This window comes from Flavobacterium faecale (assembly GCF_003076455.1).
In the GTDB taxonomy this organism is placed as follows: Bacteria; Bacteroidota; Bacteroidia; order Flavobacteriales; family Flavobacteriaceae; genus Flavobacterium; species Flavobacterium faecale.
On sequence record NZ_CP020918.1, the window covers coordinates 4195148 to 4209774 of the forward strand.

Annotated in this window: 9 protein-coding genes; all 9 read right to left on the reverse strand. The window is 31.5% G+C overall.

All coding sequences use genetic code 11. The features are described 5' to 3' along the window. Positions 1–215 precede the first annotated feature (215 nt). Positions 216–5063: a P-loop domain-containing protein gene (locus tag FFWV33_RS17660; RefSeq protein WP_108742118.1), complete on the reverse strand. Its 4848-nt coding sequence runs from the start codon at positions 5061–5063 to the stop codon at positions 216–218. A 557-nt stretch (positions 5064–5620) separates the two neighbouring features. Then, positions 5621–6817, reverse strand: coding sequence for an endo-1,4-beta-xylanase (locus tag FFWV33_RS17665; RefSeq protein WP_108742119.1), 1197 nt, complete (start codon positions 6815–6817; stop codon positions 5621–5623). A 70-nt stretch (positions 6818–6887) separates the two neighbouring features. Further along, positions 6888–7826: an SMP-30/gluconolactonase/LRE family protein gene (locus FFWV33_RS17670; protein ID WP_108742120.1), complete on the reverse strand. Its 939-nt coding sequence runs from the start codon at positions 7824–7826 to the stop codon at positions 6888–6890. Positions 7827–7840: 14 nt separating this feature from the next. Further along, positions 7841–8605, reverse strand: a complete 765-nt coding sequence (locus FFWV33_RS17675) for a ThuA domain-containing protein (protein WP_108742121.1) — start codon at positions 8603–8605, stop codon at positions 7841–7843. 344 nt (positions 8606–8949) lie between these two features. Further along, complete coding sequence (locus FFWV33_RS17680; protein WP_108742122.1) at positions 8950–10230, reverse strand: sugar phosphate isomerase/epimerase family protein; 1281 nt, start codon at positions 10228–10230, stop codon at positions 8950–8952. Positions 10231–10235: 5 nt separating this feature from the next. Beyond that, a complete protein-coding gene (locus tag FFWV33_RS17685) occupies positions 10236–11249 on the reverse strand; it encodes a glycosyl hydrolase (RefSeq protein WP_108742123.1) in 1014 nt (337 codons plus the stop codon). Between the two features lies 1 nt (position 11250). After that, positions 11251–12366, reverse strand: coding sequence for an endo-1,4-beta-xylanase (locus tag FFWV33_RS17690; RefSeq protein ID WP_108742124.1), 1116 nt, complete (start codon positions 12364–12366; stop codon positions 11251–11253). 5 nt (positions 12367–12371) lie between these two features. After that, on the reverse strand, positions 12372–13625 hold the full coding sequence (locus tag FFWV33_RS17695; protein ID WP_159086072.1) for a hypothetical protein: 1254 nt from the start codon (positions 13623–13625) through the stop codon (positions 12372–12374). 65 nt (positions 13626–13690) lie between these two features. Continuing rightward, positions 13691–14626 (reverse strand): SMP-30/gluconolactonase/LRE family protein, encoded by a 936-nt coding sequence (locus FFWV33_RS17700; protein ID WP_211316277.1) that lies wholly within the window; start codon positions 14624–14626, stop codon positions 13691–13693. Position 14627 lies beyond the last annotated feature (1 nt).

The following is a 14627-nucleotide window of genomic DNA, read 5'->3' on the forward strand; positions in this document are numbered from 1 at the left end:
GTTGTTGTTGTTGTTGTTGTTCAAAAGTTGGTAATTTGTTTTATTGAGAATTGGATAGTCCTTCCTACCACACGAAAGACCTCGTGCAGTAGCTGAGACATTTACTATAAAAGAAACTATAAGGCTTAGAATTAAAAAATTACAATGGTTTACTTACAACACATTAACAAATACATTTATGCTAGTTGCTAATTTATGTAATTTGTCAAAATTACTTAAAATTGAAATGTGTCATAATTTATTCTTTCTTTATTAATAGTCCTATTTTTATCTATAATAAAATTTTGAACAATAGTATTATAGATATGCTGATATTCACTTCCTTCCAGTTTAGAAATTTCTGTTGCTTTTCTTATACCCATTTGATTATAAGAAGTGCCTAGTCTAAGAGCTTTTTTATTTTCCAACGAAAAAATATATCTATCATGAAAAGGAGATGTTTTGTCCTGTTTCGAAGCAAAAATAAACTCACTAATTGGGAAGTCTTCAGAAGATATTATTTTCCATTTTTCTAAAATTGTATTTTTGTCCGTTAATTTATTACCAAGCACAATTAGTTCCGTATCGTTATTTATTGAAGTTATTAATTTTATCAACTCAAGATCATCATAACTAAAATATGAATCAATAATAATGATGTTATTTTTAGCTTCATTTAGAATCCAGTCCTTTATATAATTTTTTCCTTTTTCACGTTCTCCAATCTCAATACTTAAGTTATTACTATTTATTAATTCAAATGTGATTTCAGTTTTTTCTTTAAAATTTTGCACATGCAGTCTTTTTAAGAACTCAAAATTATCGAATGTACACTTCAGGTTTTCTAATAGTAAGTCTTTAATTTTCAACTCTTCCGCTTTTGGATATTTTTTCTTCGATATATTTTCTAAATAATATAGATAAATGATTATTGATTTATCTATCGGAATACTATATGAGATATCAAGTATTTTGTTAATATCTATAATTTTCTTTGGAGATATTTTACCTGAATTTAAAAGCATTAAAGAGTTATAAATTGCATACAGTAAATTATTTTGATTCTCCTTTTCTTTTTCTTCAATTGTTTGATTGTTTTTAACTTTTTTAAGTAATTCTAAACGAGAAAGGTGCTTCTTAATAATATCTTTATTATCGATTTTGTCCAAACAATCTACAGACTCTATTAATTCATTACACAATTTTTCATCTATTTTATGAATAGTGTCAATAAGATTTCTTTGGTACTTGTAAATTTCATATTTGTCATCTAAATTATTTGAAAAGGTCAGAGCTGATTTTACTACTTTACTCCATGCTGAATTATTGACAGAATACATGGTTTCCGATATTTCATTTATGCGCTCAATATATTCAAAAGTAATATTGATTTCTTCTAAATCGTTTATTATATCATCAAATAATTGTTTTCGTTCAATTGGCGTTTTAGTTAAATCTCTTAAAATTATTGATTTAATAAAGATTCTGTCTGAAATATTTGCAACTTTGGAGCACTCAATTAGTGCATCTTTAGAATTTAAATAATTTTTATTTATTCTATTAAGTTGTACTTTACTTATTATTTTATAACCTTCATGTTGAATATTTATGCTGTCTGGTAATTTTGTTTCTATAATTGTGTCTAATTCATCAACAATATAACTTATTTGAGTAGTATTTAAATTAGCTTCTTTGTGGGAAATCTTATCAGCTATTTTTTCAATTACTCTAAATATTTCTAAATCCCTATCAACATTTTTAAAGGCTGATATGCATTTAGATAAATCGTTATAACTAAAATTTGAAATTGTTACTTTGTCTTCATATAATTTATATGGATTGTTATTGTCTAAATAAAATAAAGCAATTTTATAAAATGTTTCATTACGATAATGGTATGAAAATTTACTGATTATCTTTTTGGCATAGTCTTCATTATTGATATATAAAAATATAATAATATTGGAATCTTCTAAACTAATTTTTTCATTAGTTAAAAGAGGATAGATGTTCTTTTCTAATAATTGTTTACTATGGTTACTTTGATTGTGTAAATAAAAGATAAAACCTAATTTTGAAAAATAATCTAACTTCACCAAGTCAGAAGGTATTTTATTTATGGTTAAAATAGTCTGTTCAACATATACATCAACATTTATTTTTTTCTCAATTAAACTCTCTAAAGAGAAAATTAAATATTCCATGTTGTAATGAAAACTTTTGCAATAGAGTTCGGAATAGAAGATATCCTTGTCTTTTTTGTTTTTAATGATACTATAAATATCTTTTGAAAAGTTTAAATCATACTCAGTTAACTCTGAACAAATATTATTTACAACTTCATATTTAGTCCAATCATCAGAAAGATAAGAGATAAGAGTTTTAATTTTAGACTTAATATTTATTAAATCTTTGTTGTTTTTTAATTCTGCATTTTTTTTAAATATTTTAAACATTAAAATATTTAAAAAAATCAATGAAGTTGTGGAATTTATAACCTTTTCAATCGAAAAATAAATTTCTTTTATTTTCTTTAGAAAATAATTATTTAGCACATCCTCTTCTGAAAATTTTTCAAAAATAATAGATATCGCGAGATTCCTCAAATATATTTCTTGAAATGAATCCAAATAAATAATAATATTATCAATATTTATATCTTTCAAATCTACATTATAAAAATAATTTTCTAGAGCAGATAGTAGTGATTTATCTCTATTTAAAGTATTGTTTATTTTGGAAGATATTTCTACAGCAAACTTTATATCTACGGAGCTGATATTTTTGATTATATTTCTAAAAATAGAGTATTGATTCGCTGATGAATATATTAATAAATCGATACTTTTATTTAATAAGTTATAATTTTTTGATTTTAAACTTTTAAGTATATAGTTTGAGTTTTTATGTAAAGACTCGTAAACCAACGAGAAAGCTTCAGTTTTAATTAATAAATCATCTTCTTTTTCAATGTCCTGAATAATTTCATCTAATATTTCAAAAGATCTGTCTGGTGATTTAGAAAACTTGATACTAAAAATATTTATTTTATATTTTATTTTATTTATAAATAAACCTTTATCAACTATTAACTGATCAATAGAACTTAATTTTTTCAAAAGTGACTCCTTTTCCTCTAAGGAAACTACTAAATTAATTTTTGAAGACAAAAGAATTAGAATCTCTAAATTTATCAAATTATTAACATTTGTTGATAGTAAAATATCAAATGTTCGATCAATTAATTGTCCTAATCCTTCAGTGGATTTTTTGATGTTTTCTAAGTATAAACGAATAAGTTTGATTTTTTCTATCGAATCTTCTATTTTTTCTATCTCTGTTAAGATTTTATCTATTGAAAAATCGCCTAAAATTAGTGATAATGCCCTTGCAATCTTTCGAGACTTAGAGTTAGCAAATTTTTCTAATTTTTCATTAGTGGATTCTTTTTTATCATTATCGATTTCGTTGTTTAAAGACATAATTGAAAGTTTAGCAACAATCATATCATTAATGTTGGTACTACTATTCAACTCACTATTGTCAACTATTTTTAAAGCCATGGCGGGATCAATAATCAACATGTCAGATATTATATCATAAATTATGTCTCCCGCATTTGAGAAGTCGCTTTTCTCAAATAACTCTTCAATGTCAGAAAGTAAATTTTCATCAATTACATTATTATCTTTTTTCTGTTTTTTTGCTATTAAGCAGTATAATCTTAGTCGTTCAATATTAATAAATGATTTATTTGCAATATTTAAGGCTCCCTCGTAGTCTTTAAAAGCTAATTTTGTCACTACATCCGAAACTAATTCTAAGTTATTTTCAAGGTAATTAATGTAGCTACCTTTTAACGACAAATGAACTAAATTGTTCTGCGATTTCAATTGATTGGAAGCATTATTACCAATTTTTATAATTGAATTAATTTTATTCAAACTTCCAGTGTGTTTGAATGAATTTATAAGTAGATCATCATTTACTTCATTGCTAATGTCGGTCCATTTTTTCTTCTCAAATAATAATTTTATTAATTCAATTTTTTTGTCTAAATCATTAGTTTTGTTAAATAGTATGATCAAAGAATTTTCTACAGAATCGATATTTTTTTTGAATTTATCTGCAACATATTTCTTATAGGAATTTGAAATAAATGCTATTTCATTCTCTTTAATAATAATAAATTCCAGTGAATTGATTAGTACACTTATCTCTTCTAGTTCAATGTCCATTATAAATGAGATATCTTCGAGACAAAGTCTGTTTGGACTTAATGAAAGTATTGAAAGTATTTTTATGATTGATTCATTTGTTAAATCGATCTTATCTAATTCAATTTGTATCCATTCACTATAATCTTCAGATTCCATAATTTTGGATAAAAGAACTCCTTTTTCTAATTGTCGTTTAATAACAAAAAGTCTAGAAAAAAGACCTTTAGTTATTTTATATAAATCATTTTCATCATTACTGGTAAGATTAGTTAAATTTAAATAATGTTTTATCTCATAAATTGAAATTCCAACTACTTTTATATTCGTTGTAATCAGTCTACTAAAATCCTTTATCTCTTTTTTATACAGTTTTTCATCTCCTATTATGATATACTTAAATTCAGCTTGACCTAAATTTAAGTACTCTACAATTTCTTTCATCAGATTAATGTTTTCAGATAAACCATCAATAATGAAGTATATTCTCTTGTTTTTATATTTGTTTCTTAATTTATTAATTAAAGCTCTGTATCTATCTATATTAACTTCCGTATTTTCTATATCTCCAAGAAGAAATGAAATTTGATTGATAATATTATCCAAGAAATAATTTAGCGTATAATCCAACTTATTATTGGGGTTAAAAAAAACTGACAATGCAATTGTGTCATTTTTTTTAACAAACTCTTGGCATATTATTGTTTTTCCAGAACCTTCCTCACCATTTAAAAAAACTACTTGGTTTTCTTCGAGAAGTTCTTCTAATTCTCTAACATAGTGCTTTCTATTAATTGAAGGAATAATATTACTATTAAATCCTATCGAGTAATCGTATGTTCTTATTATTTTAGCTTCTTCAGACATATGTTTAATTTTATTATAACCAGTATTGCTGATTTTATTAAGTTTTCCCTCAAACCCTAACTATTCTTATTGAAAACAGCTCATTGAAATCTCATATATTTATCAGGCATTTCTACACCTTTAATAACAATCCTCTTATTTCATTTAGTACTAAATTTCCTTTTATAACTCGACCATTCAAACTGTTAAATAATTCGGTTAGACTTTATTTTATAAAATGTACTTACTAGTCAAGTATAAAAAATACTATTTCATGGATTTTGTTCTTCTTGATATATCTTGTTTTCCATTATTTATGATTATAATTCTGTAAGATTGTATTCCCTGCTAAGATATTGAAAAAAAATTCACACAGATTACGGAAAACCGCAAAGTGGATTTTTTTTAAAATTTAATCTTTAATTCAAACGTAAAAAACCCCGAAAACACTAAGATTTTCGAGGTTTATTAATTTGGAAATAAATATAAAACTGTAAACCACTTTATCATTAATTCAACCATTGTTGAATATTATGAGGCTAAAAACTTTAATTAAAATTTCCACCAACAATTAAATTTTACTTTACAGTCTCCAATACAGCCTGTCTCGCCAGTTTAGGTTGAAAATTTCTGTTGTACAAAAGTGGGTAATTTGTTCTATTGGGAATTGGATAGTCATTTTTCCAAGACATACCATCTTGCAGTCCCCACAATGTGACTCTGCTAATTTTATCTTTGTTCTTTACAAAAATTTCAAAGAATTCTTTGTAACGATTTGCTAGTTGCTGTTCTACAGATTGCGGCAAACCATTTTTGTAAGGGTCTAAAAAGGTTTCGAACTCCTCTAATTGATACTGAGGCTCCATCATGCTTTTCCCTGTTATTTGACCTTCCTTAGTGATTGGTAACACATCCACATCTAATTCTGTAATCATCACTTTAATTCCTAGGGCCGCATAAGCATCAATCGCTTGTTGAATGTATTCTGTTTTAGGGAAATTCAATCCCCAATGTGCTTGAATCCCAACACCATCAATTCTGACTCCGGCATCTTGAAGCATCTTGATCATGCGAACGATTCCGTCTCTTTTTTCTGGACGCCAAGCGTTGAAATCATTATAATACAATTCGGTGTTAGGGGCATATTCACTTGCATATTTGAAGGCCAATCGAACCATTTCATCGCCATCACCAATTCCATTTACCCATGTTGTAGGTCGGTATTTACCATTATCATCTATAACCTCATTTACTACGTCCCATGCTTGTACTTTCCCTGCATAGCGACCAGCAACCGCTTTGATGTGGGTACGTAATTGCTCTTTTTGTTCTTCTGGTGAATTTGGCGCTCCTTTATCATTCGTAAAAAACCATGCAGGCGTTTGGTTGTGCCATATCAAGGTGTGACCCATAACGAACATCTTGTTTTCTTTGGCGAAAGCAACATAGGCATCAGCCAATGTAAAATCATAAACTCCTGGTGACGGACATACAACTTCCGCTTTCATACAATTTTCGGGAGTTACGGTATTGAACTCCCTTTTTATAATTGTTTGTGAGGCGTTATCCTTACCCGAAACGATAGCATCATTTATGGCACTACCTAATAAAAAGTAGTTTTTAAAGGCGTCTTTTAATGTTACATTTTCAGTAGTTGTTACTGTTTTAGAAACAGCGGTAGTTTTCACTTTTTGAGCAGTACAAGCTGTAAATGATAGTGATAAAACACCCATAATTATGGCCATTTTATTTACTGTGAACTTTGGTTTTTTCATGGTTTTTTGTTTATTAATAGAAAAATGTATTGAAATTAACTACTTCAAATTTTTGGTTACTTACTTATACTTATCGCACTCCATGTACTGCCATGGCTAAGGTATATACCGAATCCAAGGCTGTAATAAAAAGAGTTATTTGCTTTGGCCCGCCAAAAGTGACATTGGCAGTCCAGTCTTTAGGCACAGCAATATGGTCTATTTGTTCCCCTTTTTTATTGAAAACAGTAACGCCTTTTCCGGTTAGATACACATTCCCTAGGTTGTCAATCGTCATCCCATCCGAACCCATATTGGCAAACAATTTTTTATTCGAAAGTTGGCCATTTTTCCCAATTGTATAGGAGTAGGTTTTTTTACCAGATTCGTCTGCAACATAAAGGGTTTTGCCATCGGGAGTACCTATAATTCCGTTGGGTTGATTGAAGTTGTCGTCGGCTACTATTGTTGGTATTTTTGTGTTTGGTGCTAAATAATACACCCTTTTTGATGCTTGCTGTGGCTCTTGATGTTGCCACCAAGCACGTTGGTAATAAGGATCCGTAAAATAAATACCATCTTTGGCATCGACCCAAAGATCATTGGGACCATTGAACTTTTTACCTTCAAAATTAGCAAGTATCACGGTTACTTTTTTATTTCCATCAATAGACCATATCTCATTTCTTTCATCGGCAACAGCCAATAAATTTCCTTTGTTATCAAAATAAAGTCCGTTAGAACGACCGGATGGTTTCATATAATCTGCAACCTTATTGTCACTGGCATTCCATTTCAGGATGCGGTCATTGGGCTGATCTGTAAAATAGACATCGCCATTTTTGTCTGCAGCAGGACCTTCGGTAAATTCGAATCCATCAGCAACCAAAGTAAGTTGAGCTCCATTAGCAATTATAGCTTTGTTTAGGTCTTTCTGCGCCTTGCAAGACATATTCATAATCAGTAGAAAACTGATGCCCATTAAATTTAGACAATTATTATAAATCTGTTTTTTTGATTTAGTTCTCATATCGTATTGTTAGTTTATTTTTTAATTGAATCTCCTTTAGCCCAGTAAATAGCGCCAAAAATGTGGTTTAAAAAGTTTTTGTCCTTAAACGATTCTGGTTTATGCCCCATAGCCGTATAAAACGATCGCCCTCCTTCATATTCTTGATACCATGAAATAGGATGTGCCTTTCCCATCCCTTTCAACGGAATCGCATCATAACCGGCAGTGAAATCATAAGAAGCTTCATCAACCGTCAATAGAATATGAAGTTTATCAAGGTTCATATTTTTAAAGTTGTACCACTCATCAGAACGAAGCCATTTATTGGGTAAATGCCATGTTGCTGGAAAATCATGATTGGCGACGTTTACAATAGCTGCTTGTAATTTTGGATGATTTACAAATTTCGCTCCTACTAGACCATCAAACCAAGCGTTATCGTTTTCACCATCTGCCGTACCGTGTATGCCTACAAAGCCACCGCCTCGTTTCATAAATGCTTTTAAAGCATCCATGTGTTTTGGCAGTAAAAAATTGGCATTGGCATTCATGAATATCACCACATCATATTCGGGCAATTTGGCTATAAGATCATCGGGTCTTTGGGTCCAATCAAACTTAAACTGATTTTCAGCTGCCATTTCTTTGAATGCTTCAACAGCGACAGGAATGGTGTTGTAATGCCAGGTATCATGCTGGGTAAACAATAAAACACGAAACTGATCTTGTGCATTTGTTTTTATCATTGTAAGGATACATAGGGTTAGCAAAAAGTATTTCATTTTAAATGGTTTCATAATTTAATTTTATTGGTTACATGCACAACTAAAACGATATGCTGTAGTTCATTTTGATTCTGTTTGAAAAAATATAGCCACAGATTATATACTGATTAATTATTGCTACCATTGTTCACTCTAGTTTACTCTTTTAAAATCTGCTACATCTGCGAAAATCTGCGTGATAAAAAATTGCACGCAGATTTGGCAGATTTTCGCAGATAATAATTTAGGTTTTAATCTAAATTAAAGCTAGCATCGCTTTGTCAAAGTGCCACTACTTTCTTATAATCTGTGGCAAAAAAAAGTTAATACAGCTTGCGTAAAATTTTTTCGATAGCAAACTTTCAGTCGGTGGTGGATTATTTCAATAGTTCATAATAAATATATTCCCAAGCCAAGTCGACACTATACAAAGGCGGAAAATTATAGTCTTCCACTTCCGCCAAGATGTATTGCACTCCAGCTATTTTTTGATAGTTGAAAATATCCTTGAAATATATTTTTCCACTTTCGCCTAATTCTTTATAATCTTTTACATGCCAACTAATAAATCGGTTCGGATAGGTTTTAAAATAATCGATAGGATTAACTCCTCCCCTGTGCATCCAATACAAATCCGATTGAAAATAGACATAGTCCGGATTGGTGTTTTGAAGAAAATAATCATAAATGGTTACGCCTTTTACCTTTAAAAATTCATCGGCATGGTTGTGATACACAAACTTAAGTCCGTTCTTCTTGCAGAGTTTTCCAACTTTATTGTAATAATTGCAATACTCTTGCAATTCTTTGATCGTCTTGATGCCTTTTAATTTACTATTTGAAGTCGATAGGTATTCAACACCAGCTATTTTATGGTCTTGTATCGTTTTGTTCCACCACGCATTGATTGCAGCATCATCGTTTTTGTCTTCGGGATCGAAAAAGGTCATTGAGCCTAAAAATTTCAACCCTGCTTTTTCAACCATCGCCCTAAACTGCATTGGACTTTGACCGTAAAAACCACCGTCTTTGTATACAAAAGTCTCCACATAGCTATACCCCATTCTGCCTAATTGAATTAGGGTTTGTTCTGGATTTTTAAGCATTTCTTTGTGAACAGAAACGAGCTGAATACCAATGTTTTTGTCTTTAGGATTGTTTTTAATGTATCTCGTTTTCCATAAACTCTTTTCATTAGTATCAAAGCCTTCCAATATAACATCCGTATAATTTTGAAAGTTAAAATCAACCTTCATTGTTTTATTACCATTGAGGTCTTTGTCTTGCATTGTCCAATGATTTTCTGAAGAAAATATGCCTTTTCCAGTAAAGAATGCGCCTTTTGCATTATGACCAGCAGCAAAAATTGACTTGGTACTCGTATCATAACCTATAATTTCATGCAATATTGGGTTGTATTTATTGGTATTTTCTTTTTGTAAAACTTCAACCGTGAGCGAATGATTATCGAAATTGGTCAAACTACTCATTTTTATTTCTGGATATTCTGCAACACTATCTGTACTAGGATTTATAGCACTTACCCATTGGCCCGAATATTGCCTGAGTCGGTCTTTTTGAGAAGAAATACCGTAGTTTTCTTGAGCAAAACCGACGAATGATTTTAGAAAAATAACTAAAAAAAGAACTCTTTTCATTTTTATTATTTTTTATCAAGGTGAATAAACAACGGACTTTCCATTTCTTTTTTATACGCTTCTAATACAAATGGATTTTTTTCGATACGGGCGTCTTTCCAATCGTGCCAAGGGAAACCATTTCTATTCGACCAATATTCCCAATCCCAATTGATGTAGCAAAATGCTTTTATCCCTGCATTGTCGTGCAGCATCTTGAAAAAAGGTTTGAACCATTTATCCCAAGAAACTTCACCATCCATTACACCCACAAATCGTGGTGTACACTCGCCTATCATCACTGGTTTTTTATGCTCATGAGCACCATCAAAAAAGTTTTGCAAACCATTGTTATCAAATTCTTCAGGGCTAAAAATATCAATACCCCACCAATCTACATATTGGTCACCAGGATAATATTCCATCAACTTTTCTGTACTTATAAAATCTGCCGAGCCACCACCTGAGCACCAAACTGTAGCCGATTTTATATTTTTCTCTTTAAAAGCTTTTGAAATAGTAATAAATATTTTTTTATAACTCTCAGGAGAATAGCCATTCCAATCGCCTTCAAATTCGTAACCAATTCTGGTAAAAGAGGGTCTGTCTAATTCCAAAAGCACTTTATAGAATGCTTGTAATTGTTGGTCATATTTTCCATCAGCAACTTCTTTATCCAAACCTGCTCCTGTATCTTTTCCACCCGTAAATCCCAAACCTATTTGAGGTATCATTCCTTTTGGTAAACTATCCAAGGCATATTTTAAATCTTTCCCCCAACGTTGAATCTTTTTCACGGATGACGTTACGTTAACATACGTCATATAAATTGCTGGCATTTTATCTTGTCCAACGGCATTAACATAATCATTAAAACCCTTTTTATCCTGACCAGCACCGTGGTAAATTCCGGTTTGGGGTTCGTATTTGGCATTGTAAAATTCACGGTTACCCTTTGTTTCTTGGCCATAAGACTTTACAACCAATAGCAAAAAAACTAGGGTCGAAAACTTCACAATATTATTTTTGATATACCTCATATTATTTGTTTTCTATTTTCATTTTTAGTCCTTCAAGAAAACCAAAATAAGCAGGTTTTGGTTTTAAATTTTCATCATAAATGGTAGGCCAATCTTTCATATTAAAAAAACCTTTAATCCAAGAATCTCTATCTGTAAAATCCCAAACTGTAATTCCGAATTGCTGATTCTTAGGAACAATGCTACGATACATTAAAACTAGATTTTTATATTTTTCAGCCTGTGCTTGCTTCATTTCATCGGTTACCGAAGTATATTTTTCGATACCACCTAATCTTTCGTCATTGTGCGAATTAAAAATAATATCAACTTCCGACAAGTGAATTTGCAAACCTGTTGCTGCCGCTTTTTTCAAAGAATAGGCAATGGCTTCATCTGGCGTATCCATACGAATGTGCATTTGAAAACCAATACCATGAATGGGTACACCCTCTTTTTTAAAGTCTTCGACCATTTTCAAAACAGCATTTAATTTTGTAGTATCACGCTCAATGTTGAAGTCATTATAAAACAACACGGCGTCTGGATCTGCTTCATGTGCATATCGAAAGGCATTTGCTATATATTCTTTACCCAAATTATTGTACCAGAACGTTTTTCTATATTCACCTCCTGCAGATTCAAAAGCTTCGTTAACAACATCCCATCCAGCTACTTTTCCTTTGTATCGGCCGACATATTTTTGAATATACTCTTTCATAAATTTGCCCAACCAGATGTTGTCTTTGGCCCCTTTTTCTTCAACCCATTTAGGTGTACTGCTGTGCCAAATAAGGTTATGACCAAAAAGACGTTGGTTGTGCTTGGTGGCGTAATACAATAAAGTGTCGGCCTTTTTCCAATTAAACTGGTTTTCAGCAGGTAAAATCGACTGCATTTTCATATCGCTAGTAGCGGTGATACTATTGAAATTTGAAATCTGCAAAGCCATTAACGCTTGGTCATTTATCAACTTATTGACATTAATTGCTGTACCAATTGGAAATTCTGAAGCATTTTTCAAACCTGCTTCAGACGAAGTTTTTTGGCTTACACTTTTACAACTTGTAAAGGCAAACACCGTTGAAACGAAAAGAATCGTAGCAATTTGAGGATAACGTTGTTTTTTATGTATCATGTTTTTTATTTTTTGACATTAGTTACAGATCCACTCACAATAGTTTCCGATCCGACGTTTTTCTTTATAGAAAATGCTTTTGAATTTTTAAGAACATCTTTTCCCTTTGACTTTGGAGCAAATACAATTCCTCCCCAACGTCCACGAGTAAATTCAGCTCCATCAGTTCCTACAGTAGCAATTACCGTTATTTTATCGCTTTTTTTGAGTTCAATGTTTTTCCATAATTTGTTGTATTCAATGCTTTCTTCGAAGGAATTCTTACTCAAAGGAGCAGAATATTTACCCACTTCTTTTCCGTTTACTAACATTTGAAAACCTGATTGTCCATCATTTTCTCCAACACCTATAAAAATGATATCGTATACCCCATTTTCAAAAGGAAAATCTGTTGTGACCGTAGCCTCTTTATGTTTTTCAGGATTTATTGCCAGCCATACATTATCCACATAAAAACTGGTATTTTCAATAGGAAAATCAATAGCTTTCATGATTTTCGTTCCATTCACAGTTTTTCCAATTTCGTCAATATAAGAAAGAGCTGTAAGTTGTTTTTTTATTTCTGTGGGACCTTCTCCATTTGGAACATAATCAATGTCTTTCGTTAGGAGAAATTTATCCAGTTCGACACCATCTTCGCGCATACTAAACTGGATATCGTGTATCCCTGCCTTTTCGATATCCAAATAAATTTCTTTGGCAACACCACAATGAATCAACTCTTTACGTTGTGCGCTTCCCCAAGTCCACTCATTCTTCCCTTCGCACCATTGCATGCGTTGTCCGTGTTCTGGCCAAGTACCATCAATGCCTACGTGTAGTCCATTGTCTTCTGCACCCATACTAAATATTCGCGCCCAAACATAATAGCGTCCGGGACTACTGATATTCACTTTATAATGAAGAATCCCCATCTGACCGGCTTCATTCGAAAAATTTTCGCCTACAATAAGTTCATCTTCAGCAGTTACTCTTGTGTCGGGTAGGATTTCTAAATAAGCATTGTTACTCGCTCCAAGATTATGTTGTTCATCTTCATCTCTACCTACTTTCGGAGCTTCTGTTGATGTTGTTCGGTACCACTGTCTGATTTCGTTTTTGCTTTGTTTATAGAAATGCTCTGCTTCTACCGCAATTGTTTCCTTATTTCCTTCGAAAACCGTTTTTTCGTTTACAGTTGGTTTTTCGAACTGCTGTGCTGTACTACTTAAAGAAATTGACAGGAATCCCGCCATCAGAATACTATTTTTAAACTTCATATTATTCGGTTTAGTTACTAGATTTATTAATCAATTCGGATATTAAAAAGTCAAATATTTAGTTTTTACTTCTCAATACTAACGGCATATATCATCCCTGCTAGCATATCAGGAACTAATAGTCGCCCTTTGTCCTCTTCTAAATAAAAGTCTGCAGCCGATTTTAAACCCTCAATTAATACCGTTGCTTTTTCGGTTTTTCCATCAATTTTCCAAACTGTTCCTGCCGTCCAACTACTAACATAATAATTGCCTTTACTATCTTGCTCTACTCCATCAGCACCTCGGAATTGCCCTTTCAATGGAGTTAATTTACCCTCGCGTTTCACTAAAAAATTACCAAGAAAAAAAGCACCCACCATAATATTACCCTTGTTGTCCACGCCTACTCCATTTGGGTTCAACATCAAGGGAGACGTATCTTGCGTTATGGATATATGTCCATCCAAATCAACATGATAAATTCGACCCAATTGCGGAATCAGCTTTGCCTGTTCACTATCAAGCGGCCAAAGCACTTTATTTGCGTCACGCATGTATTTTACTGCTCCCATATCTGCTACGTAAATTCCTTTACTTTCAGCATCAACTGCAACATCATTTAAATACAAAACTGCTTCGGGGAAATCCTCTTTTTTTACAAAGACATTTGCATGACCAGTACTATCGACTTTCCAAATTCGAGTTAGGTCCGATAAATACAAATGACCTTCTAGAAAGACAATACCTTTGGGTTCATCAAAGCCTTTTGCAAATACTTTTACGCCATTTTTAGAAATTTCAAGTATTTCGCCATCACCTATCTCTGCCCCGTTCATAAGGGTAACATAGTAATTGTCATTAAAACCTTTTGTAATACTTTCTGGTTTTACCCCCACTTTTAGAGGGAATTTAATTTCAGATTGTTGCGCATATCCAGACCATGAAAACATGGCCGTCATACATATACTAATAAGAATTTGTTGTACCCTTTGTTTAATAAAAATTGTAGATTTTTTCATT